Below are 22,273 nucleotides of genomic sequence, written 5' to 3'. Positions count from 1 at the left end.
CCCGCCCCCGCGATCCCTAGAGTCGGCCCCGATGCGCATCCTCCTCGCCGGCGGCGGCACCGCCGGCCACACCTCGCCCCTGCTCGCGACCGCCGACGCCCTGCGCCGGCTGGAGCCCGCGGCGGAGATCACCTGCCTCGGCACGCCCCGCGGCCTGGAGAACACCGTGGTCCCGGCCGCCGGCTACCCCCTCGAGCTGGTGCCCCCGGTGCCCCTGCCCCGGCGCCCCGGCGCCGACCTGCTCAAGGTCCCCGGTCGGCTCCGCGCCGCGGTCCGGGCGACGTACGACGTCCTGGACCGCGTCCGTCCGGACGTCGTCGTCGGCTACGGCGGCTACGTCTCGGTGCCCGCCTACCTCGCCGCCCGACGGCGCCGGCTGCCGATCGTGGTGCACGAGCAGAACGCGCTGCCCGGCATCGGCAACAAGGTCGGCGCCCGCGTGGCGACCAGGGTCTGCACCAGCTTCCCCGACACCCCGCTCCGGGGAGGCGAGTACGTCGGCCTGCCCATCCGTCGGATGATCTCCACGCTCGACCGCGCGGCCGTGCGTGCCGAGGCGCGCGCGTTCTTCGGGCTCGACCCCGACCGGCCCACACTCATGGTCACCGGCGGGTCGCAGGGCGCCCAGAGCCTCAACCGCTCGGTCTCGGGTGCGGCGACGGCGTTGGCCGAGGCGGGTGTCCAGGTGCTCCACGTGCAGGGCAAGCACGGGGGAGCCGAGCCGGTGCCCACCGACGTCCCCTACGTCGTGCTCGACTTCTGCGACCGGATGGACCTCGCGCTCGCCGCGGCCGACCTCACCGTCTGCCGCTCGGGTGCCAACTCGGTGGTCGAGGCGGCCGCCACCGGCCTGCCCGCGGTCTTCGTGCCGCTGCCGATCGGCAACGGCGAGCAGCGGCTCAACGCCGTGCCGGTCGTCGAGGCCGGCGGGGCGCTGCTGGTCGAGGACGCCGAGCTCACCACCGCCTGGGTCGTCGAGCACGCCGTCCCGCTGCTCACCGACCCGTCCCGGCTCTCGGCGATGAGCGCGGCGGCCGCCTCGCTCGTGCCGCGCGACGCCGACGAGGCCCTGGCCCGCATCGTCCTCGAGGCTGCGGGGCGCTCGGCATGAGGCTCCCCGTCCCCGACGAGATCCTCCCCGCCGACGACCTCGGCCGGGTCCACTTCGTCGGCATCGGCGGCGCGGGCCTGTCCGCGATCGCGCGGATCATGGCGGCCACCGGCGTGGAGGTCACCGGGTCCGACGACGCGGACACCCCCTTCCTTCCCAGCCTGCGCGAGCTCGGCGTGACGATCCACCGCGGCTACGCCGCCGAGCACCTCGGCGACCTCGGGGCCGGCGACTCGGTCGTGGTCACCACGGCGGCCCGCGAGGACAACCCCGAGGTTGCCGAGGCCCGCCGGCGCGGGCTGCGGCTGCTGCCGCGCTCGGCCGGCCTGGCCGCCACGATGGCCGGCCGCCGGGTGGTCGCCGTCGCCGGCACGCACGGCAAGACCACGACGACCTCCCTGCTCACCTGCGCGCTGCTCGCCTGCGACGCACAGCCGACGTACGCCGTGGGCGGCCTGCTCTCCACCACCGGCCGCAACGCCGACGCCGGTGCGGGGTCGCTCTTCGTGGCCGAGGCCGACGAGAGCGACGGGGCGTTCCTCGTCTACTCCCCGTTCGCGGCGATCGTCACCAACGTGGCCGCCGACCACCTCGACCAGTGGGGCACCGAGGAGGCCTACCGCGCCGCGTTCACCGAGTTCGTCGGCCGCATCGACGGTCACGGCTTCCTCGTCGCCTGCGTCGACGACCCGGGGGCGGCCGCGCTGCGGGCCGTGGCCGAGGCCCGCGACCTGCGCTTCGTCGCGGTGGGGGAGTCCGAGGACGCCGAGGTCCGCGCGGTCGACGTGGTCCTGGAGGGCGGCACCTCCGCCTTCACCGTCGTCGACCGTGGCGTGGAGCTGGGCCGCGTGACTCTGCGCATCCCGGGCCGCCACTACGTCCTCGACGCGCTGGCGGCGCTGGCCGCCGGACTGAGGCTGGACCAGCCCTTCGAGGGCCTGCGCGCCGGCCTGGAGTCCTTCACCGGCACCGGCCGTCGCATGGAGCTCAAGGGCGAGGTCGACGGCGTCTGCGTCTATGACTCCTACGCGCACCAGCCGATCGAGATCGCCGGCGACCTGGAGGCCGCGCGGTCGCTGGCGGGGGAGGGACGCGTGGTCGTGGCCTACCAGCCGCACCTGGTCTCGCGCACCCGGCTCTTCGGCCGCGCGATGGGCGAGGCGCTCGGCGCCGCCGACGAGGTGGTCGTCCTCGACGTCTACCTCGCCCGCGAGGACCCCGACCCCGAGGTGACCGGTGCGCTGGTCGCCGGCGCCGTCCCCCTGCCGCCCGAGCGCGTGGCCTTCGTCCCCGACCAGGCCGACGTGCCCGCCGAGCTCGTCTCGCGGGCGCGCCCCGGTGACGTCGTGCTGACCCTCGGCGCCGGCAGCATCACCGAGGTCGGACCGCAGGTGCTCGACCTGCTGGCCCGGACCCGCCCGTGAGCCAGGACCGCACCCGCCGGGCGTTCACCCGGCGGCGCTGGGCGCGCCGCTGGCTGTCCTGGCGCCGCGCCCTGGCCGCGCTGCTGGTGCTCGGCCTGCTCGGGCTGGCGACGTACGCCGTGTGGTTCTCCGCCTGGCTGCGCGCAGAGCAGGTCACCGTGACCGGCGCCGACCAGCTCTCGGTCAGCGAGGTCGAGCGGGTGGCGGCGGTGCCCCTCGACGAGCCGCTGGCGCGCGTCGACCTGGGAGCCATCTCGACGCGGGTCCAGTCGTTGGCGATCGTCAAGGAGGTCGACGTGGTGCGCGGGTGGCCGCACACCGTGGAGATCACCGTCGTGGAGCGGCAGGCGGTCGCGGTGGTGCAGATCGGCACCACCCTGCGCGGGCTGGACGAGGACGGCGTGGTCTTCCGCGACTTCAAGGCACCCCCGGCCGACCTGCCCCGTGTGCAGACCTCCTCAGGGGCGACCAGCGAGAGCCTGCGCGAGGCGGCGGCCGTGGTCTCGGCGCTGCCCGACGACCTCGCCCCGCGGGTCGACCACGTCTCGGTCGCCACCGTCGACCAGATCGAGCTCGCGCTGCGTGACGGGCGGACGGTGGTGTGGGGGAGCGCCGAGGACTCCGCCCAGAAAGCCGAGGTCCTCGAGGTCCTGCTCGGCCAGGAGGCGTCGGTCTACGACGTCTCGGTCCCGAGCAACCCCACCACGCGCCAGTAGCCAGCCCGCCAGCCCGCGTCCGCGGGGGAGGGGTGCCGAGCCGGCGTGTTGATACGCCGGTTCGACCGAAATCTCCGGGCGGCGTGTCCGGGCGTGTCTGCGCGGATCCGTGGCCCACGACTCCTACTGTCATGGGCACGACGAGGTTGACATAACTATAACCCTCAGCCTGAGGGTCAGAGTTGAGACCGGCGTACGAGGCCGAGGGCGACTGCAGCGGACGTCCCCGGCGAGCCAGCCCCCTGGCACCCAGACCAGCACCCACCCAACGTTCGGATTCGAGAGGCGAGAGCCGTGGCAGCACAGAACTACCTGGCCATCATCAAGGTCGTCGGTATCGGTGGTGGTGGTGTGAACGCCGTCAACCGGATGATCGAGGTCGGTCTGAAGGGCGTGGAGTTCATCGCCATCAACACCGACGCGCAGGCGCTGCTCATGAGCGACGCCGACGTGAAGCTCGACATCGGTCGCGAGCTCACCCGCGGCCTCGGCGCGGGCGCCAACCCCGAGGTCGGCGGCAAGGCCGCCGAGGACCACGCCGACGAGATCGAGGAGGTCCTCAAGGGGGCCGACATGGTCTTCGTCACCGCCGGCGAGGGCGGCGGCACCGGCACCGGCGGCGCGCCCGTCGTCGCGCGCATCGCCCGCTCGCTGGGCGCCCTGACCATCGGTGTCGTCACCCGCCCCTTCGCCTTCGAGGGCCGCCGCCGTGCCAACTCCGCGGAGGAGGGCATCGCGGCGCTGCGCGACGAGGTCGACACCCTCATCGTGATCCCCAACGACCGCCTGCTGTCGATCTCCGACCGCAACGTGTCGGTCCTCGACGCCTTCAAGCAGGCCGACCAGGTGCTGCTGCAGGGTGTCTCGGGCATCACCGACCTGATCACCACCCCGGGCCTGATCAACCTCGACTTCGCCGACGTGAAGTCGGTCATGGCCAACGCCGGCTCGGCGCTGATGGGCATCTGCTCGGCCCGTGGCGAGGACCGCTCGGTCGCCGCTGCGGAAATGGCCGTGTCCTCGCCGCTGCTCGAGGCGAGCATCGACGGCGCCCACGGCGTGCTGCTCTCGATCGCCGGTGGCTCCGACCTCGGCCTGTTCGAGATCAACGAGGCGGCGGCCCTGGTCGCCCAGGCGGTCCACCCCGAGGCCAACATCATCTTCGGCGCCACGATCGACGACGCCCTCGGCGACGAGGTCCGGGTCACCGTGATCGCCGCCGGCTTCGACGGCGGCACCCCCAAGCGTCGCGACGAGGGCACCGTGCTGCGCCGCGAGCCCAAGCCGCAGCAGACGCAGGAGGAGACCCGGGCGGCCGTCGCCGCCGCGGTCGCCCAGCGGCGTACCGACGAGGCGCCGCAGGCGACCTCGAGCCCCGCCCAGCCGTCCCAGCCGTCCCAGTCCAGCGGTCAGCCCGGCGGGCAGCAGTCGGCTCGCCCCGCGACGCCGTCGCCCCGCCCGGCCCCGCGCCAGGTCGAGTTCGACGACGACGACCTCGACGTCCCGGACTTCTTGAAGTAGGGGTGTTCTCCCACCGCGACCACCGGGAGGGCGACGTCCGTGTGGACGTCGCCTTCACCGACTCCACCCTCGACCTCCAGGGCCTGCGCCCGGCGTTCGAGGACAGCCTCCCCGAGCTCGAGGCGGCCTGCGGGGTGCGGTTCGCGCGGATGAACCAGGTCCACGGCGACACCGTGCTCGTCGTGGACCACCCGGGCCCCGAGCCCACCGGTCAGGTTCCGACCGCCGACGCGCTGGTCACCTCCACGCCCGGGCTCGGCCTGATGGTGCGGGTCGCCGACTGCGTCCCGGTCGTGCTGGCCGACCCGCGCACCGGCGTGCTCGGCGCGGTGCACGCCGGTCGCAAGGGGGTGGCCCTCGACATCGTGGGCAGGACCGTGGCGACGATGCGCGACCTGGGGGCCGGTGACCTCGAGGCCTGGGTCGGCCCGCACGTGTGCGGCGCCTGCTACGAGGTCCCCGAGGACATGCGGGCCGAGGTCGCCGCGCTGGTCCCCACGACGTACGCCGAGACGCGCCGCGGCACGCCCGGTCTCGACCTCGGTGCCGGCGTCCGTGCCCAGCTCGAGGCCCACGGAGTGACGGTCCACGAGGTCGCGCGCTGCACGCTGGAGGAGGAGACGTTGCACTCCTACCGTCGCGACGGTGACCGGGCCGGGCGCTTCGCCGGCCTGGTGTGGACCTCGGGAGGTGCGCCATGAGCCGCCGCGAGGAGCTCGCAGACGGTCTCGCGCAGGTCCGCGGACGGATCGAGCGGGCGTGCGCCGAGGCCGGCCGCGACACGAGTGAGGTCACCCTCGTCGCTGTCACCAAGTTCTTCCCCGCCTCAGACGTGCGGCTGCTCGCCGACCTCGGCGTCACCGACGTCGGCGAGAACCGCCACCAGGAGGCCGAGGCCAAGGCCGCCGAGTGCGCCGACCTCGACCTGCGCTGGCACTACATCGGCGGGCTGCAGTCCAACAAGGCCGGCGCCGTGGCCCGCTACGCCCACGTCGTGGAGTCCCTGGACCGCACCAAGCTCGTGGGGCGGCTCGACCGGGGCGCGCAGGAGCGCGGGCGTCCGGTCGACGTCCTGCTCCAGGTCTCCCTCGACCCTCCCGGGGCCGAGCACCGGGCGGGCGCGGACCCCGCCGACCTCGCGGCGCTGGCCGATGCCGTGGTGGCCGCCGAGCACCTGCGGCTGCGGGGCCTGATGGCCGTCGCGCCGCTGGGGGAGGAGCCGTCCGCGGCCTTCGACCGCCTGGCCGGGGTCCGCTCGACCTTCCTCGACCACCACCCCTCCGCGGACGTCCTGTCCGCGGGCATGAGCGGGGACCTGGAGCCCGCGATCGCCGTCGGTGCGACACACGTGCGTGTCGGCTCGGCAATCCTCGGTTCCAGGCCGCTCGACCGTTAGCGTTCACTACAACCAGCGTCCCGTCACCGGGGCGCTCGATCCCGGAGGACACGACTCATGAGCGGCGCGATGCGCAGGATCGGCGAGTACCTCGGTCTCGTCGAGGACACCGGCCGGTACGACGAGTACGACGGCCACGACGAGACCGTCGAGACCCGACCCGTCGCCTCCCCGCGGGCCGCCCGTCCGGCGCCCGTCTCCGACCTCTCCGAGCGCCGTCGCCCGACGGCGGCCCCGACCCCGGTGGTGGCTGAGCTGTCCCGCATCACGACCCTGCACCCGAGCACCTACAACGAGGCGCGCACCGTCGGTGAGCACTTCCGCGAGGGCATCCCGGTGATCATGAACCTCACCGAGATGGACGACTCCGACGCCAAGCGCCTGGTCGACTTCGCCGCGGGCCTGGTGTTTGCCACCCGTGGCACCATCGAGCGTGTCACCAACAAGGTGTTCCTGCTCTCGCCGCACAACGTCTCGGTCGCGGCCGAGGACAAGGAGCGCATCGTCGAGGGTGGCTTCTTCAACCAGAGCTGAGCGCCCTCGCGGGCGTTGACGAGGAGAGTTTCACCGACGTGTACGTCGCCGGTTCGATCATCCACGTGGTCCTCTTCGTGTTCATCGCGTTGATGTGGGTCCGCTTCATCGTCGACTGGGTGATGGTCTTCGCCCGTCAGTGGCAGCCGACCGGGCCGCTGCTGGTGGTGCTGGAGGTCGTCTACTCGGTGACCGACCCGCCCATCAAGGCGCTGCGCAAGGTGATTCCGCCGTTGCGGCTGGGCAACTTCGCGCTCGACCTGAGCTTCCTGCTCGTGCTGGTCATCGCGTGGGTCCTGCTCAACGTCAACGACAGCCTGCTGCTGTCCTGAGACCCTCGCCGCGCCGCCCGGGACCCGTGAGTCCCACCAGTCCCACCAGGGACGCTATTGTTCGACCGACAGGTGTGGTGGTCGACCAGACCACCGCTGCAGACGACAACGAATGGGTGAGGTCATGCCGCTGACGCCCGAGGACGTGAGCAACAAGCGCTTCACGCCCGTCCGCCTCCGTGAGGGCTACGACATGGGGGAGGTCGACCAGTTCCTCGACGAGGTGGAGGCCGAGCTGGCCCGCCTCACGAAGGAGAACGACGACCTGCGCGTCCAGCTCTCCCAGGTGCAGGCCGGAGGAGCGCCGACCGAGGCGTTCACGCCGCCCGCCCCGGTGGCCGAGCCCGAGCCGGCCAAGACCCCGGAGCCGGCCAAGGCACCCGAGCCGGAGCCCGTCGTCGCTGCCTCCAGCCCCGTGGAGACGATCCGGGTCGAGACCGTGCCGGAGGCGTCCAACGCCGCCGCGCGACTGCTCGAGATCGCCACGCGCAACGCCGACGAGCTCGTCGAGGACGCCAAGGACCAGGCCGACAAGATCATCGGCGAGGCCCGCACCAAGGCCGAGCGGCTCGAGAGCGAGTCCAAGACCAAGGCCGACCGCATGGAGGCCGACGCCCGCACCCGTGCGCAGATGCTCGACTCCGAGACCGCCGAGCGCCGTCAGCAGATGTTCGGCGACCTCGAGCGCGAGCGCGACAAGCTGGCCGCCGAGGTGGACCGCCTGCGCTCCTTCGAGCGCGAGTACCGCTCCCGCCTGCGCAGCTACTTCACCCAGCAGCTCGAGGCCCTCGAGGGCAGCGCCGACGACGCGCCCTCCGAGGACGCCCCCGCTCCCAAGCGGCTGCGTTCGATCCTCGGGGAGGAGGAGGGCTGAGTCCTCCTCACCTCGTCCACGAGGCCGGTTCCGTCCAGGAGCCGGCCTCGTGGCATTTCGGCGAGGCGCGTTGAGTGGTGGGGCCGCAGCCACTAGCCTCCGGCCAACATCTGATCGAGCCTGTCGGCCACCGGCGGGCCTGTCGAGGGGAGTCGGGCCGCGCCCGCGAAGAAGGCAGCGCCCGCGAAGAAGGATGCGGCCGCAAAGAAGGCTGCAGCACCCGCGGAAACCCCTGCGAAGAAGGCCCCGAGCAAGAAGACTGCTCCCGTGAAGAAGCCGACACCTGCCCCCGAGGCCGCTGCCGACACCCTGGTGGTCAAGGAGGGCGAGGACGCCTGGACCCCTGCCGAGCTGGCCGAGGTGATGGCCGAGCTCGAGGAGCAGCGCGCCCACAGCCTGGAGATCGTCGCCGAGCAGGAGGACGAGCTGTCGGGCCTCATGCGTGACTCCGGTGACGGGGCCGGGCAGGACCAGGCCGACCTCGGCGCCACCACGTTCGAGCGCGACCACGAGATGAGCGTGCTCAACAGCGAGCGCGAGAAGCTCGCGCAGATCGATCGGGCGCTGGCGCGCATCGAGGACGGCACCTACGGCGTGTGCGAGTCGTGCGGCCAGCCCATCGGCAAGCTTCGTCTGATGGCCTTCCCCCGTGCCACACTGTGCATGACATGCAAGCAGCGCGAGGAGCGGCGATAGCCCCGGAGGATCCCCTCCGCCCCATGACGTCCCCGGTCCGGGCCCGCTGGGTGCTCGCGCTCGTCGCGCTCACCCTGTACGCCGTCGACATCCTCACCAAGGTGCTCGCCGTGCGTCACCTCGACGGCCGTCCGGACGTGCCGCTGGTCGGCGACCTCCTGGTCCTGCACCTCACCCGCAACCCGGGGGCGGCGTTCAGCACCGGCACCGAGTACACCGTCGTGCTCAGCTGCCTGGCGGTGGTCGCGGTGTGCGTCGTCCTCTACCTCAGCCTGCGCGTGCGCAGCGTCCTGTGGGCCGTGGGGCTGGGGCTCCTGCTGGCGGGCGTGAGCGGCAACCTGACCGACCGCGTCCTGCGCGAGCCGGGTCCGATGCGCGGCCACGTCATCGACTTCCTGATGCTGCCGAACTGGCCGGTCTTCAACATCGCCGACATCTGCATCAACGTGGCGGCCGGCGTGATCCTGCTCCAGGCGTTCCGCGGCGTACGCCTCGACGGGACCCGCGACGTCGAGGAGGAGAGCGCATGACCCAGGCCTCCGAGCAGCGCACGCTCTCCGTGCCCGACGGGCTCGCGGGCGAGCGCGTCGACGCCGCCATCGCCCGCATGTTCGGTGTCTCGCGCACCCGCGCGGCCGACCTCATCGCGGGCGGTCTGGTGCGTCTGGACGGCCATGACGTCGGCAAGAGCGACCGGGTCCTGCCGGGCGCGATGCTCGACGTGACGATCCCGAGCCTGGTCGACCCCCTCGAGGTCGTCCCCGAGATCGTCGAGGGGATCAAGATCATCCACGACGACGACTCGATCGTCGTGATCGACAAGCCCGTGGGGGTCGCCGTGCACCCATCTCCGGGTTGGGGCGGCCCTACCGTCGTCGGCCACCTGGCCGGAGCCGGCTTCCGCATCGCCACCAGCGGCGCGTCCGAGCGGCAGGGCATCGTCCAGCGCCTCGACGTGGGCACGTCCGGAGTGATGGTCATCGCCAAGTCCGAGCACGCCTATTCCGTGCTCAAGAACGCCTTCCGCCACCGCACCGTGGACAAGACCTACCACGCGCTGGTCCAGGGCCACCCGGACCCGCTGCAGGGCACGGTCGACGCCCCGATCGGGCGGCACCCCAAGCACGACTACAAGTTCGCGGTGATGGCCGACGGTCGGGCCTCGGTCACCCACTACGAGACCCTCGAGGCCCACCGGTTCGCCAGTCTCCTGGAGATCCACCTCGAGACCGGACGCACCCACCAGATCCGGGTCCACATGAGCGCGCTCAAGCACCCCTGCGTCGGCGACCTCACCTACGGCGCCGACCCGGTCCTCGCCCGTCGGGTCGGGTTGGAGCGGCAGTGGCTGCACGCGGTGAAGCTGGGCTTCACCCACCCGGACTCCGGTGACGAGGTCGAGTACGAGTCGACCTACCCCGACGACCTCGCCGCCGCGCTCGAGGTCATCCGCGATGCCCACTGACGAGGCCGCGCCGGCTCCGGTGGCGGAGTCGGAGCTCGTCCTGCGGCCGGCCGACGAGGACGACGCCGACGCCCTGGCGCTCATCCACCTGCTGGCCCGCCGCGCGGCGCCGATGCCGGACCCGGTCCACTCCGACGACGACGTACGCCGCTGGCTGCGTGAGCGCGTGGCCGACCACGCGCCCGGTGCCGAGACCTGGGTCGCTGAGGTCGAGGGCGTGCCGGTGGGCTACGCCCGCACGACCGCCGGCTGGCTCGACGACCTCTACGTCCAGCCCGCCCACCAGGGCACCGGTGTGGGCGCGGCGCTCCTGGACCTGGTGACGGCCCGGCAGCCCGAAGGCTTCTGCCTGTGGGTCTTCGAGAGCAACCGGCCGGCCCGTGAGTTCTACGCCCGTCACGGTCTGGTCGAGCTCGAGCGCACCGACGGATCGGCCAACGAGGAGGGTGAGCCCGACGTGCGCCTGGCTTGGCCCGGGGAGGACCCGGTGGCGTTCCTGCGCGGGTTGGTGGACGAGGTCGACGCCCAGCTCGGCGACCTGCTGGCCCGCCGGGCGGCGCTGACCCGCGCCATCCAGCCGCTGAAGAGCAGCACCCGCCGTGACCCGGCCCGCGAGCGCGCGGTGGCCGAGCACCTCGCGACCCGGGCACCGGCCCTCGGGATCGACCGGCTGGAGCGGATCGTGCGGGTGGTCGTCGAGGAGTCCCTCGACGCCGCCGCCGACTGAGACCGGACAGGACGGCGACGACGGCCCCGCGGCCCGGACTGTCGGAGCGCCCTGGCAGTCTCCGGCTGTCGGCTCGCGTAGTCTGATCCCCTTCCCCGGGATCGGCGTCGGGCTCCGGCTCGGCCGACTCATTCCTGCCCACTCGACGACCCCCGAAGGGATGCAGCGCGACCATGCCGTCAGGGCCCGCCGCCTCCAAGGACTCCTTCGTCCACCTGCACGTCCACACCGAGTACTCCATGCTCGACGGCGCCGCCCGCCTCGGCGACCTCACCCAGCGGGCCGCCGACCTGGGCATGCCGGCGGTGGCGATGACCGACCACGGCAACGTGTTCGGCGCCTACGAGTTCTACTCCAAGGCCAAGGCCGCGGGGGTCAAGCCGATCATCGGCATCGAGGCCTACTTCACCCCCAACATCAGCCGCTTCGAGAAGAAGGGCGTCAACTTCTACGACGGTGGCCCCGACGACGTCTCGGCGCGCGGTGCCTACACGCACATGACGCTGCTCAGCGAGTCGACCGAGGGGATGCACAACCTCTTCCGGCTCTCCACCGGATCGTGGCGCGACGGCTTCTTCAAGCACCCCCGCATGGACCGCGAGCTGCTGGCCCAGCACTCCAAGGGCATCATCGGCACCACCGGCTGCCCCTCGGGCGAGGTGCAGGTGCACCTGCGCTACGGCAACTACGACGCCGCCCGCAAGGCGGCCGGCGACTTCCAGGACATCCTGGGCCGGGACAACTACTTCCTCGAGCTGATGGACCACGGCCTCGACATCGAGCGCCGGGTCCGCGACGGGCTGCTGCGCCTCGCCGACGACCTCAAGATCCCGCTGCTGGCCACCAACGACTCCCACTACGTCAACCGCGAGGACGCCGCCAGCCAGGAGCACCTGCTGTGCATCAACTCCGGCTCGACGATGGACATCCCCGCCGGTGACGGCCCCGGCCAGCGCTTCGCCTTCTCCGGCGACGGCTACTACATCAAGTCCGCCGCCGAGATGCGCGAGCTGTGGCGCGACTTCCCGGCCGCCTGCGACAACACGCTGCTCATCGCCGAGCGCTGCGACGTGCAGTTCACCGAGACCGTCGGCAAGTACATGCCGCGCTTCCCCTGCCCGCCGGGGGAGAACGAGGACTCCTGGCTGGTCAAGGAGGTCGAGACAGGTCTCTCGCACCGTTACCCCGGCGGCGTGCCCGACAAGGTCCGCAAGCAGGCCGAGTACGAGCTGGGCGTCATCACTCAGATGGGCTTCCCGGGCTACTTCCTCGTCGTCGCCGACTTCATCAACTGGGCCAAGGACCACGGCATCCGCGTGGGGCCGGGCCGAGGCTCGGGTGCGGGCTCGATGGTCGCCTACGCCCTGCGGATCACCGACCTCGACCCGCTCGAGCACGGCCTGATCTTCGAGCGCTTCCTCAACCCCGACCGTGTCTCGATGCCCGACTTCGACATCGACTTCGACGAGCGCCGGCGCGGCGAGGTCATCAAGTACGTCACCGAGAAGTACGGCGATGACCGGGTCAGCTACATCGTCACCTACGGCACCATCAAGGCCAAGCAGGCCGTCAAGGACTCCTCGCGCATCCTCGGCTACCCCTTCGCGATGGGTGACCGCATCACCAAGGCGATGCCGGCCGCGGTGATGGGCAAGGACGTCCCGCTGCAGGAGATCTTCGACCCCCAGCACAAGCGCTACGGCGAGGGTGGGGAGTTCCGGCAGCTCTACGACGCCGACAACGACGTCAAGCGCGTGGTCGACACCGCGATCGGCATCGAGGGCCTCAAGCGGCAGTGGGGCGTGCACGCCGCCGGCGTCATCATGTCCAGCGAGCCGCTGATCGACGTGATCCCGCTGCTGAAGCGGCCGGCCGACGGCGCGATGATCACCCAGTTCGACTACCCCACCTGTGAGGGCCTCGGCCTGATCAAGATGGACTTCCTCGGGCTGCGCAACCTCACGGTGATGGACGACGCCGTGAAGAACATCAAGGCCAACCGGGGCGAGGACGTCGTCCTCGAGGAGCTCCCGCTCACCGACCCGGCGACGTACGCGCTGCTGCAGCGCGGCGACACCCTCGGCGTCTTCCAGCTCGACGGCGGACCGATGCGCGCGCTGCTGCGCTCGATGCGGCCCGACACCTTCGAGGACATCTCCGCCGTCGGCGCGCTCTACCGACCGGGTCCGATGGGTGCGGACTCCCACAACAAGTACGCCCGCCGCAAGACCGGCCGCGAGCCGGTCGAGCCGATCCACCCCGAGCTCGCCGAGCCGCTCGAGGACGTCCTGGGGGAGACCTACGGTCTCATCGTCTACCAGGAGCAGGTCATGGCGATCGCCCAGAAGCTCGCCGGCTACAGCCTCGGACAAGCAGACATCCTGCGTCGCGCCATGGGCAAGAAGAAGAAGGCCGAGCTGGACAAGCAGTTCGAGGGCTTCTCCGGCGGCATGAAGGAGCGCGGCTACTCCGACGCGGCGATCAAGACGCTGTGGGACATCCTGCTGCCGTTCTCCGACTACGCGTTCAACAAGGCCCACTCCGCGGCGTACGGCCTGGTCTCCTACTGGACCGCCTACCTCAAGGCCAACTACCCGGCCGAGTACATGGCCGCGCTGCTCACCTCGGTGCGCGACGACAAGGACAAGTCGGCGATCTACCTCAACGAGTGCCGGCGGATGAAGATCCAGGTCCTGCCGCCCGACGTCAACGAGTCGGCGGCCAACTTCACCCCCGTCGGCACCGACATCCGCTTCGGCCTCACCGCGGTGCGCAACGTCGGCGGCAACGTCGTCGACGGCATCGTCTCCGCGCGCGAGGAGAAGGGCCGCTACACCGACTTCAACGACTTCCTGTCCAAGGTGCCCGCGCACGTGTGCAACAAGCGGGTGATGGAGTCGCTGATCAAGGCGGGTGCCTTCGACGAGATGAAGCACCGCCGCAAGGCGCTGGTGGCGATCCACGAGACGGCCGTCGACCAGTACGTCGACATCAAGCGCAACGAGGCGATCGGCCAGGACTCGCTGTTCGGGGGGCTCGACGAGGAGGACTCCGGCTCCTTCGGGGTCAGCGTGACGATCCCCGACATCGACGAGTGGGACAAGATGACCCTGCTCGGCCACGAGCGGGACATGCTCGGCCTCTACGTGTCCGACCACCCGCTGCTCGGGTTGGAGCACGTGCTCTCCCAGGGCACCGACTGCACCATCGGCGAGCTGATGCTCGACGAGTCACGGGCCGACGGGTCCCCGATCTGCATCAGCGGCCTGGTCACCTCGGTGCAGCGCAAGATCACCAAGCGCGGCGACGCCTGGGCGATGGTGACGCTGGAGGACCTCGACGGCGCGATCGACGTGCTGCTCTTCCCCAGCTCCTACCAGCTGGCCAGCACCCTGCTCGTCGAGGACGCGATCCTCACGGTCAAGGGCCGGTTGTCCAAGAGCAAGGACCAGCCGGAGATCCACGGCCAGGAGGTGTCGGTCCCCGACATCACCGACGGGCCATCGGGGCCGGTCGTGATCTCGCTGCCCTCCACCCGGTGCACCGGCCCCGTCGTGGAGCAGCTGCGCGACGTGCTCGCCACCCATCCTGGGATGACCGAAGTACGGTTGCGGCTGATGAAGCGTGAGCAGACCCTCGTCATGAGGCTCGACGACCGGCTGCGGGTCACCCCGACGCCGGCGCTGTTCGCGGACCTCAAGCAGCTGCTGGGGCCCGGGTGTCTCACCAGCTGACCGACTCCTCGGCCCCGATCCGGGTGACCTCCGTGCCCGCGTCCCCCGAGACGCGGAGGGCCTGGCTGCGGGCCGCCCTCGTGCTCGGACTCTTCGCCCTCACCGGTGCCGGCCTGGGGGTCCTGTGGGAGCACCTGTGGCAGCCCAGCCAGGGGCTGGTGGTGCGCCGCGAGTGGTTCGTCGTGGACTCGGAGTTCCGCTACGACCCCGCGGGGCTGCGCAACCAGTTCTCCGGCACCGGGCTGTTCGTGGTCATCGGCGGTGCCGCCGGGCTGGTCCTCGGCGGCCTCATGGCGCTGCTCGCCCGGCGCGACGAGCTGCTGGTGCTCGGCACGGTGGCCGGCGGCTCGGTGGTGGCCGCCGTCCTCATGTGGCAGGTCGGGACCCGGCTCGGCCCGGCCGACCCTCAGGTCCTCGCGCTGACCGCCGAGCGGGGTACCGTGCTGCCCGACCACCTCGCGCTGGGATCTCCAGGGGCCCTGCTCGTGTGGCCGCTCGCCTCGCTCGTGGCGCTGTGCGCGGTCTTCCTCCTCATCCCTGGGCGACACCGGGAGTAGTCCCCCATGAGCCACACCCCCGATCCGCACGACGGCGGGCAGCCGGAGCTTCTCGAGCAGGGCGGGGGTCGTCCGCTCGACCGTGACCGTCCGGGCCGTCGCCGCAAGGTGCTCGTGCCGGTGCTCGCCGGCCTCGGCCTCGCCGCCGTCGGTGGCGCTGCCTTCGGCGCCCGGTGGTTCCTCGACGAGGGAGCACAGGCCGCCGAGGCGCTGCCGGCGTCCGCGGTCGGCTACGTCGGGCTGACCCTGGACCCGAGCGGCAGCCAGAAGCTGGAGGCCCTGCGCACCCTGGAGAAGTTCCCCCTGATCGCCGAGGAGCTGGGTCTCGACGGCGACCTGGGCGAGATCGACCTGCGCGAGGAGCTGGCCGACCTCCTCATCGCGGAGTCCGGCTGCGACGGCCTCTCCTACGACGAAGACATCGAGCCGTGGCTGGGGGAGCGGATCGGCCTGGCGGCCGTCGCCCTGACCACGGACACTCCCTCGCCGCTGATCGCCCTCGAGGTGCGCGACGAGGACGCGGCCACGGAGGGCATCGCCGCGGTCACCGAGTGCGTCGGGGAGCAGGACTCGACGGCGTACTCCGTGGAGGACGGCTGGATGCTCGTCGCCGAGACCGAGGAGGACCTCCGTCGGGCCGGCGAGCTGGTCGAGGACGAGGGCACGCTGGCCGACGACGAGGACTTCCAGCGCTGGACGGGCGAGCTCGACGCCGGCCTGCTCACGATGTACGCCGCACCCGGGGCCGGGACGCTGCTGCTGGACAACTGGGAGGCGGTCATGGGCTTCGACCCGAGCCTGGGCGCTCCCTCCGAGCCTCCCGCCGAGGTGGTCGAGGCCGCCGAGCAGTTCGAGGGCGGCATCGCCCAGGTGCGCTTCGACGACGGCGGGCTCGAGCTGGAGCTGGCCGGGTCGATGGGCGAGTCCGAGCTGCTGGACGCCTTCGACGGCGACGCGGGGACGCTGGTCGAGGACCTGCCCGAGGACACCTCGCTGGTCTACGCCTACGGCCTGGGGGAGGGCTGGACCGGCTGGCTGGCCGACCTCATCGAGTCCGACCCCACCGCCGGCCTCGAGCCCGGCGACGTCGAGCTCGCGCTCCAGGAGACCGTCGGGCTCGGGCTCGACGAGGTCGAGGAGGCTGCGGGAGACGCGATCGCCCTGGCCGTCGGCGGCGACGTCGACGCGAACGACCTCTTCCGGGGCGACCTGGGCTCCATCCCGCTCGCGCTGGTGATGGACGGTGAGGAGCAGGCGGTGCAGGACCTCGCCGACGCGGTGGGTCCGTTCCTCGGTCCCTTCCAGGCCCCGGGCGCGGACCTGCTCGGTGTCAGTGCCGGCGACGACGTGGTGGCGGTGGGCCCCAGTGCCTCGTGGCGCGACGAGGTCGCCGAGGGCGGCGACCTCGGCGACAGCGATCGCTTCCGTGACGTGGTGCCGGAGACCGACGGCCTGGTGAGCGTCGCCTACGCCGACATCGACGTGGTGGCCGAGGTGGCCATCGGCTTCATGGAGGCCCTGGAGGACGCGTTCACCGCCGGGTTCGGCGACCTGCCCGGAGTCGAGGAGCCCCTCGACGAGGGGGACGACATGGCCGAGGTCCGCGACAACCTGGAGCCGCTGGCCGCCCTGGGCTCCTCGTCCTGGATCGAGGACGACGGCAGCCTGCGCGGTCTGCTGCGCATCTCCACCGACTGACCCGCTCACGCTGAGCCGGCGTATCAATACGCCGGTTCGGCGGGCAGGGGCCCGCGGGGGTGTGAGGGTCGTTCAGCGACCGATGCGGGCAGTCACGGCGGAGGTGATCCGCACGAGGTCGGCGGGGGAGAGGCCCAGGTCCAGGCCCCGGCGGCCACCGGAGACGTAGACCCGGTCGTGGGTCAGCGCGGACTCGTCGACCACCGTCGGGTGCTGCCGCTTCTGGCCCACCGGGGAGATCCCGCCGACGACGTACCCTGTCGCCCGCTCGGCCGCCGCCGGGTCGGCCATCACCGCCTTGCTCCCGCCCAGCGCCCGGACCAGGGCCTTGAGGTCCAGTTGGCCGGTCACCGGCACCACACCGACGACCAACCGCCCGTCGAGGCTCGCGAAGAGGGTCTTGAACACCTGCTCCGGCGCCAGCCCGAGCGCCTCGGCCGCCTCCAGGCCGTAGGACTCCGCTCGGGGGTCGTGATCGTAGGGGTGGACCGTGAACTCCACGCCTGCGCGGGTCAGGGCGACGGTCGCCGGGGTGCCGGCGGTCTGCTTCGTCTTCTTGGCCATGGGTGTCAGGTTCTCCTTCGTCTCACCGGGTCGCGACGCTTGCTCGACCTTCACCGCCCACGGAACCGTGCTCGTTCCTCGCACGGTTCCTGGCGGCTCAGTTCGGCGACCAGCGGGTGCGGGCCACCTCGGTGGCGGGCAGGGAGGGGATGACGTTCATCGCGCGCAGCTCGGCTCGCAGCAGGTCGGTCACCATCTCCAGGCGCGAGATCGGGTCGTCGCACTCCAGCAGCCCCTGCCGCTCCGGCATCGGCAGGGGAGCGCTGGCCGACAGCGTCCAGGAGAGGTACGTCGGGTCCTGCGGCAGCGAGCCCTCGTGCGGGTCCGCCCGGATCGCGGCCAGCGCGGCACGGTAGGCGGTGAACGTGGACCGGGCCCGCTCCATCACGGCCTCGAGCATCGGGTCCATGACCGGCACCGCCTCGGGGCGCTCCTCGACATGGCCGAGGGGGAAGAGACCGGAGCTGTCGAGCCGCTCCAGGGAGATGCGGTCGCGGCCCACCGCCAGGATCGAGAAGGTGCCGTCGTCGTGCTGCTCGGCCTCGGTCAGCTGAAGCCGCACCCCCACGCGGTAGAGCGACTGGGCGCCGTGCTCGCCGACCTCGTATCCCTCGCGGATGCCGACGGAGGCGAAGAGCCGTTCGGCGGGGTCCTCGATGCGCAGCAGGTGGTGGACCATCGCGCGGTAGCGGTCCTCGAAGACCCGCAGGGGGACGGTGACGCCCGGGAACAGCACCGAGTTCAGCGGGAACATCGGGAGCGTCGAGGTCACGTCTTCGACCCTAGGGGATGGGTGGTGTGTCCATCGGGGCATCGCGGGTTCGGGCGCGCCACCGCCCGCTCGTAGACTTGGCCCCATGATTCGCCGGATCGACCTGCGCAGCGCCGCCACGGGCCGCACGCCGGGTGAGCCGTTCGACTACCGGACGGCCCTGCCGCGTGCGGACTTCGACGTGGAAGCAGCGGTCCCGGCGACGCATGCGATCTGCGAGGAGGTCCGCACCCGCGGCCTCGAGGCGATCCTGGAGATGTCGCAGAAGTTCGACGGCGTCACCCAGAGCGACATCCGGGTGCCGGTCGAGGAGATGACCCGCGCGCTGGAGGAGCTCGACCCCGCCATCCGCGCCGGGCTGGAGGAGTCCGTCCGCCGCCTGCGGGTGGCCAGCGAGGCCGAGCTCGAGCAGGACGTCGTCACCGACCTCGGCCCGGGCGCGCGTGTCGTGCACCGCAAGGTCCCGGTCGGTCGCGTCGGGCTCTACGTCCCCGGTGGCCTCGCGCCCCTGGTCTCCAGCGTGCTGATGAACGTCGTGCCGGCGCAGGTGGCCGGCGTCCCGTCGCTGGCGCTGGCGAGCCCGCCGCAGAAGGAGTTCGGCGGCCTGCCGCACCCCACCATCCTCGCGGCCTGCGCCCTGCTCGGGGTCGAGGAGGTCTACGCCGTGGGCGGCGCGCAGGCGATCGCCATGTTCGCCTACGGCACCGGCCCCTGCGCCAAGGTCGACCTCGTGACCGGGCCGGGCAACATCTGGGTCGTGACCGCCAAGCGCCTCCTCAAGGGCCTGGTCGGCGTCGACTCCGAGGCCGGTCCCACCGAGGTCGCGATCCTCGCCGACGAGACCGCCGATGCGGCGTACGTCGCCGCCGACCTGATCTCCGAGGCCGAGCACGACCCGCTGGCCGCGGCCGTGCTGGTCACCGACTCCGAGACGCTGGCCGACGACGTGGAGGCCGAGCTCGAGAAGCAGGTCGCCACCACCGGCCACGTCGAGCGCGTGAAGGTCGCCCTGGGCGGTGCTCAGTCCGGCATCGTGCTGGTCGACGACCTCGACCAGGGCGTGGAGGTGTGCGACGCCTACGCCTCGGAGCACCTGGAGATCCAGACCCGTGACGCTGCGGCCGTCGCCGCCCGCATCCGCAACGCCGGAGCGATCTTCATCGGCGACTACGCCCCGACCGCGCTGGGCGACTACTGCGCCGGGTCCAACCACGTGCTGCCCACCGGCGGCTGCGCCTGCCACTCCTCGGGGTTGTCGGTGCGCGCGTTCACCAAGTCGGTGCACGTCGTGGACTACTCCCGCGAGGGCCTCGAGGCGGTCGCCGACCACGTCGTGACGCTGGCCGAGGCCGAGGACCTGCCCGGCCACGGGCAGTCGGTCCGCATCCGGTTTCAGCGCTAGGGGATCCGGATGACCTTCCCGCCGCTCCGCGAGGAGCTGCGCGGCCTCGCGCCGTACGGCGCGCCCCAGCTCTCGCTGGAGCAGGCGCCGGTGCAGCTCAACACCAACGAGAACCCCTACGGACCCTCCGAGGCGTGCGTCGCCGACATCGCGGCGGCTGCGGCCGAGGCGGCTCGAGGGCTGAACCGCTACCCCGACCGCGAGCACGTCGCGCTGCGCGAAGGACTGGCGGACTACCTGTCGCGCGACGTGGCCGACGGGCAGGACCCGATCACCCCCGAGCAGGTGTGGGCCGCCAACGGCTCCAACGAGGTGATGCTGCAGCTGCTGCAGGCCTTCGGGGGCCCGGGCCGGACCGTCGTGAGCTTCGCGCCCACGTACTCGATGTACCCGGAGTACGCCCGCGACACCCACAGCCGCTTCGTGGCCGGGCGTCGCGCCGAGGACTTCACGCTCGACGTGGACGCCGCGCTGGAGCTGGTGCGCACCGAGCGGCCGAGCCTGGTGCTGCTGCCGAGCCCCAACAACCCGACCGGCACCGCGCTGGAGCCCGAGGTCGTCGGCGTGCTGTGCGAGGCGCTGGGCGACGACGGCCTGCTGGTGGTCGACGAGGCCTACGGCGAGTTCCGCCGGACCGGCACGCCCAGCGCGATCGAGCTGCTGCCGTCGTACCCCAACCTCGTGGTCACGCGCACCATGAGCAAGGCGTTCGCGGGTGCGGGGCTGCGGCTGGGCTACCTCGCCGCCGACCCGCGCATCTGCGACGCGATCCGCGTCGTGCGCCTGCCCTACCACCTCTCCGCAGTGAGCCAGGCGGTCGCGCTCGCGGCCCTGCGCCACCACGAGGAGCTGCTGGGCAAGGTCGACGAGCTGCGTCACGAGCGCGACGAGACCGTGGCCTGGCTGCGGGGTCGCGGCCTCGACGTCGCCGACTCCGACGCCAACTTCGCGTTGTTCGGGACCTTCCCGGACCGGCATGCTGTGTGGCAGCGGTTGCTGGACCAGGGTGTCCTGGTCCGCGAGGTCGGCCCCGAGGGCTGGCTGCGGGTGTCGATCGGGACGCCTGAGGAGATGACCGCGTTCAGGGAGGCCCTGGACGCCGTGCTGGACGAGAGTGGGAGCAAGTGATGAGCCGCACCGGACGCGTGGAGCGCCAGACCAGCGAGTCGAAGGTGCTCGTCGAGGTCGACCTCGACGGGACCGGGCGCCACGACATCTCCACGGGCGTGGGCTTCTACGACCACATGCTCACCGCGTTCGCCCGGCACGCGCTGGTCGACCTGACGGTCCAGACCGACGGCGACGTGCACATCGACGCCCACCACACCGTGGAGGACACCGCGATCGCCCTCGGCCAGGCGCTGCGCCAGGCGCTGGGGGACAAGAAGGGCGTGCGCCGCTTCGGCGACGCCACCGTCCCGCTCGACGAGGCGCTCGTCCAGGCCGTCGTCGACGTCTCCGGTCGTCCCTACTGCGTGCACACCGGTGAGCCCGAGGGGCAGCAGTACGTCCAGCTCGGTGGGTCCGGGGTGTCCTACCTCGGGTCGTTGACCCAGCACGTCTTCGAGTCCATCGCCTTCCACGCCCACCTCGCCCTCCACGTGCGCGTGCTGGCCGGGCGCGAGCCGCACCACATCGTGGAGACGCAGTTCAAGGCGTTCGCGCGTGCCTTCCGTGACGCGGTCGCCCTCGACCCGCGCGAGACGGGCGTGCCGTCCACGAAGGGCACTCTGTGACCGCTCCGTCGGTCGTCGTCCTCGACTACGGCTCCGGCAACCTCCGCTCCGCCGTACGAGCGGTGGAGCGTGCCGGTGCCGACGTCACGCTGACCTCCGACTTCGACGCCGCCCTGGAGGCCGACGGCCTCCTGGTCCCCGGCGTCGGGGCGTACGCCGCGTGCATGGAGGGCCTGCGCGCCATCAAGGGCGAGCGGATCATCGGTCGGCGGCTGGCCGGCGGCCGGCCGGTGCTCGGCATCTGCGTGGGGATGCAGATCCTCTTCGAGCGCGGCATCGAGCACGGCGTCGAGACCGCGGGCTGCGACGAGTGGCCGGGGCTGGTCGAGCGTCTGCAGGCGCCGGTCGTCCCGCACATGGGCTGGAACACCGTGACCGCACCGGAGGGCACGAAGCTGTTCGAGGGCATCGAGCAGGAGCGGTTCTACTTCGTGCACTCCTACGGCGTGCGCGACTGGACGCTGGTCACCAACGACCGCACCGCGGCCCCGCTGGTGACCTGGGCGTCCCACGGGGACGACCGCTTCGTCGCCGCCGTGGAGAACGGTCCGCTGTGGGCCACCCAGTTCCACCCGGAGAAGTCGGGGGACGCCGGCGCCGCCCTCCTGCGCAACTGGGTCCGCACGCTGTGAGCAAGGAGCGTGCGCGACGCCGGGCCGAGCGGGAGGCCGCGGCGGCGCTGCTGGCCGAGAGACGAGCAGCGGAGGTGGCCCGTCGTGAGCGCTGGGCCGCGCGACGCCGGGCACTGACCGGCTGGCTGCCCTCGAGGGGGCCGCGCAACCGGCAGTCCGGCATCCTCGCCGAGCGACGTCGTCGGCAGACCGCGACGACCGTGGCCCTGGTGCTCGCGGCGGTCGTGCTCACCTGGGCCTTCACCGAGAGCCCCGCGGCCGTGCTGCTGGCCCTGGCGGTCGGCGCGCTGGGCGCGCCGGTGCTCCACACGATGCTGTTCCGGCGTACCTGATCCGCCGGGTCCCTCCCCGAACTCCGCACGCACACCGACCGAGAGAAGAC

The 22,273-nt window shown here is 72.1% G+C and carries 23 protein-coding genes; 21 read left to right on the top strand and 2 right to left on the bottom strand.

The genetic code is table 11. The features are described from left to right. The first annotated feature begins 31 nt into the window (after positions 1–31). From murG to A6R01_RS04070, 16 genes are all read left to right on the top strand, one after another. Complete coding sequence (gene murG / locus A6R01_RS04145; RefSeq protein ID WP_292603865.1) at positions 32–1,111, top strand: undecaprenyldiphospho-muramoylpentapeptide beta-N-acetylglucosaminyltransferase; 1,080 nt, start codon at positions 32–34, stop codon at positions 1,109–1,111. Continuing rightward, on the top strand, positions 1,108–2,535 hold the full coding sequence (gene murC, locus A6R01_RS04140) for a UDP-N-acetylmuramate--L-alanine ligase (protein ID WP_292603863.1): 1,428 nt from the start codon (positions 1,108–1,110) through the stop codon (positions 2,533–2,535). The genes murG and murC overlap by 4 nt, the downstream gene beginning before the upstream one ends. Further along, a complete protein-coding gene (locus A6R01_RS04135; protein ID WP_292603861.1) occupies positions 2,532–3,251 on the top strand; it encodes an FtsQ-type POTRA domain-containing protein in 720 nt (239 codons plus the stop codon). Before murC ends, A6R01_RS04135 begins: the two co-directional genes overlap by 4 nt. A gap of 294 nt (positions 3,252–3,545) precedes the next feature. Next, entirely contained in the window at positions 3,546–4,772 is a 1,227-nt protein-coding gene (gene ftsZ / locus A6R01_RS04130; protein WP_292603859.1) for a cell division protein FtsZ, read from the top strand. Between the two features lie 2 nt (positions 4,773–4,774). Then, complete coding sequence (gene pgeF, locus A6R01_RS04125; protein WP_292603857.1) at positions 4,775–5,473, top strand: peptidoglycan editing factor PgeF; 699 nt, start codon at positions 4,775–4,777, stop codon at positions 5,471–5,473. Continuing rightward, positions 5,470–6,168 carry a YggS family pyridoxal phosphate-dependent enzyme gene (locus tag A6R01_RS04120; RefSeq protein WP_292603855.1) on the top strand — a complete coding sequence of 233 codons (699 nt, stop codon included), beginning with the start codon at positions 5,470–5,472 and terminating at the stop codon, positions 6,166–6,168. Before pgeF ends, A6R01_RS04120 begins: the two co-directional genes overlap by 4 nt. Positions 6,169–6,225: 57 nt before the next feature. Continuing rightward, on the top strand, positions 6,226–6,702 hold the full coding sequence (gene sepF, locus A6R01_RS04115) for a cell division protein SepF (protein ID WP_292603853.1): 477 nt from the start codon (positions 6,226–6,228) through the stop codon (positions 6,700–6,702). 38 nt (positions 6,703–6,740) lie between these two features. Continuing rightward, positions 6,741–7,034: a YggT family protein gene (locus A6R01_RS04110; protein ID WP_292603851.1), complete on the top strand. Its 294-nt coding sequence runs from the start codon at positions 6,741–6,743 to the stop codon at positions 7,032–7,034. A gap of 124 nt (positions 7,035–7,158) precedes the next feature. Further along, positions 7,159–7,908, top strand: coding sequence for a DivIVA domain-containing protein (locus A6R01_RS04105; RefSeq protein WP_292603849.1), 750 nt, complete (start codon positions 7,159–7,161; stop codon positions 7,906–7,908). 267 nt (positions 7,909–8,175) lie between these two features. Further along, positions 8,176–8,604, top strand: a complete 429-nt coding sequence (locus A6R01_RS04100; protein WP_292603847.1) for a TraR/DksA C4-type zinc finger protein — start codon at positions 8,176–8,178, stop codon at positions 8,602–8,604. 23 nt (positions 8,605–8,627) lie between these two features. Then, positions 8,628–9,134: a signal peptidase II gene (gene lspA, locus A6R01_RS04095; RefSeq protein ID WP_292603845.1), complete on the top strand. Its 507-nt coding sequence runs from the start codon at positions 8,628–8,630 to the stop codon at positions 9,132–9,134. Continuing rightward, complete coding sequence (locus A6R01_RS04090) at positions 9,131–10,069, top strand: RluA family pseudouridine synthase (protein ID WP_292603843.1); 939 nt, start codon at positions 9,131–9,133, stop codon at positions 10,067–10,069. Before lspA ends, A6R01_RS04090 begins: the two co-directional genes overlap by 4 nt. Then, a complete protein-coding gene (locus A6R01_RS04085; RefSeq protein WP_292603841.1) occupies positions 10,059–10,796 on the top strand; it encodes a GNAT family N-acetyltransferase in 738 nt (245 codons plus the stop codon). Before A6R01_RS04090 ends, A6R01_RS04085 begins: the two co-directional genes overlap by 11 nt. 173 nt (positions 10,797–10,969) lie before the next feature. Next, the gene (gene dnaE, locus A6R01_RS04080; protein WP_292603839.1) at positions 10,970–14,530 is read left to right on the top strand and encodes a DNA polymerase III subunit alpha; all 3,561 of its coding nucleotides are present in this window, start codon (positions 10,970–10,972) and stop codon (positions 14,528–14,530) included. Beyond that, a complete protein-coding gene (locus A6R01_RS04075) occupies positions 14,515–15,087 on the top strand; it encodes a hypothetical protein (RefSeq protein ID WP_292603837.1) in 573 nt (190 codons plus the stop codon). Before dnaE ends, A6R01_RS04075 begins: the two co-directional genes overlap by 16 nt. Before the next feature lie 6 nt (positions 15,088–15,093). Continuing rightward, positions 15,094–16,785 (top strand): DUF3352 domain-containing protein, encoded by a 1,692-nt coding sequence (locus A6R01_RS04070; protein ID WP_292603835.1) that lies wholly within the window; start codon positions 15,094–15,096, stop codon positions 16,783–16,785. 72 nt (positions 16,786–16,857) lie between these two features. Here A6R01_RS04070 and ybaK read toward each other — a convergent pair whose 3' ends face one another. Together ybaK and A6R01_RS04060 are read right to left on the bottom strand one after the other, a co-directional pair. Beyond that, entirely contained in the window at positions 16,858–17,349 is a 492-nt protein-coding gene (gene ybaK, locus A6R01_RS04065) for a Cys-tRNA(Pro) deacylase (protein ID WP_292603833.1), read from the bottom strand. 97 nt (positions 17,350–17,446) lie between these two features. Further along, positions 17,447–18,121: an LON peptidase substrate-binding domain-containing protein gene (locus A6R01_RS04060; RefSeq protein WP_292603831.1), complete on the bottom strand. Its 675-nt coding sequence runs from the start codon at positions 18,119–18,121 to the stop codon at positions 17,447–17,449. Between the two features lie 85 nt (positions 18,122–18,206). Here A6R01_RS04060 and hisD point away from each other — a divergent pair, with 85 nt between their 5' ends. Genes hisD through A6R01_RS04035 form a run of 5 tightly spaced genes read left to right on the top strand, consistent with a single transcriptional unit; the run spans position 18,207 to position 22,223 of the window. After that, the gene (gene hisD, locus A6R01_RS04055) at positions 18,207–19,523 is read left to right on the top strand and encodes a histidinol dehydrogenase (protein ID WP_292603829.1); all 1,317 of its coding nucleotides are present in this window, start codon (positions 18,207–18,209) and stop codon (positions 19,521–19,523) included. A gap of 9 nt (positions 19,524–19,532) precedes the next feature. Then, complete coding sequence (locus A6R01_RS04050) at positions 19,533–20,651, top strand: histidinol-phosphate transaminase (RefSeq protein ID WP_292603827.1); 1,119 nt, start codon at positions 19,533–19,535, stop codon at positions 20,649–20,651. Next, complete coding sequence (hisB, locus tag A6R01_RS04045) at positions 20,651–21,259, top strand: imidazoleglycerol-phosphate dehydratase HisB (protein WP_292603825.1); 609 nt, start codon at positions 20,651–20,653, stop codon at positions 21,257–21,259. Before A6R01_RS04050 ends, hisB begins: the two co-directional genes overlap by 1 nt. Then, positions 21,256–21,891 carry an imidazole glycerol phosphate synthase subunit HisH gene (gene hisH / locus A6R01_RS04040; protein WP_292603823.1) on the top strand — a complete coding sequence of 212 codons (636 nt, stop codon included), beginning with the start codon at positions 21,256–21,258 and terminating at the stop codon, positions 21,889–21,891. Before hisB ends, hisH begins: the two co-directional genes overlap by 4 nt. Next, a complete protein-coding gene (locus A6R01_RS04035; protein WP_292603821.1) occupies positions 21,888–22,223 on the top strand; it encodes a hypothetical protein in 336 nt (111 codons plus the stop codon). The genes hisH and A6R01_RS04035 overlap by 4 nt, the downstream gene beginning before the upstream one ends. Positions 22,224–22,273 lie beyond the last annotated feature (50 nt).

The organism is Nocardioides sp. REDSEA-S30_B4, from assembly GCF_001627265.1.
In the GTDB taxonomy this organism is placed as follows: Bacteria; Actinomycetota; Actinomycetes; order Propionibacteriales; family Nocardioidaceae; genus Nocardioides.
This window is presented reverse-complemented; position numbering and strand designations above follow the sequence as displayed.

Bases quoted from the DNA above. Each gene is read 5' to 3' on its own strand.
- murG (WP_292603865.1), top strand. From the start codon at position 32: ATGCGCATCCTCCTCGCCGGCGGCGGCACCGCCGGCCACACCTCGCCC.
- murC (WP_292603863.1), top strand. From the start codon at position 1,108: ATGAGGCTCCCCGTCCCCGACGAGATCCTCCCCGCCGACGACCTCGGC.
- A6R01_RS04120 (WP_292603855.1), top strand. From the start codon at position 5,470: ATGAGCCGCCGCGAGGAGCTCGCAGACGGTCTCGCGCAGGTCCGCGGA.
- sepF (WP_292603853.1), top strand. From the start codon at position 6,226: ATGAGCGGCGCGATGCGCAGGATCGGCGAGTACCTCGGTCTCGTCGAG.
- A6R01_RS04105 (WP_292603849.1), top strand. From the start codon at position 7,159: ATGCCGCTGACGCCCGAGGACGTGAGCAACAAGCGCTTCACGCCCGTC.
- lspA (WP_292603845.1), top strand. From the start codon at position 8,628: ATGACGTCCCCGGTCCGGGCCCGCTGGGTGCTCGCGCTCGTCGCGCTC.
- A6R01_RS04090 (WP_292603843.1), top strand. From the start codon at position 9,131: ATGACCCAGGCCTCCGAGCAGCGCACGCTCTCCGTGCCCGACGGGCTC.
- A6R01_RS04085 (WP_292603841.1), top strand. From the start codon at position 10,059: ATGCCCACTGACGAGGCCGCGCCGGCTCCGGTGGCGGAGTCGGAGCTC.
- dnaE (WP_292603839.1), top strand. From the start codon at position 10,970: ATGCCGTCAGGGCCCGCCGCCTCCAAGGACTCCTTCGTCCACCTGCAC.
- A6R01_RS04070 (WP_292603835.1), top strand. From the start codon at position 15,094: ATGAGCCACACCCCCGATCCGCACGACGGCGGGCAGCCGGAGCTTCTC.
- ybaK (WP_292603833.1), bottom strand. From the start codon at position 17,349: ATGGCCAAGAAGACGAAGCAGACCGCCGGCACCCCGGCGACCGTCGCC.
- hisD (WP_292603829.1), top strand. From the start codon at position 18,207: ATGATTCGCCGGATCGACCTGCGCAGCGCCGCCACGGGCCGCACGCCG.
- A6R01_RS04050 (WP_292603827.1), top strand. From the start codon at position 19,533: ATGACCTTCCCGCCGCTCCGCGAGGAGCTGCGCGGCCTCGCGCCGTAC.
- hisB (WP_292603825.1), top strand. From the start codon at position 20,651: ATGAGCCGCACCGGACGCGTGGAGCGCCAGACCAGCGAGTCGAAGGTG.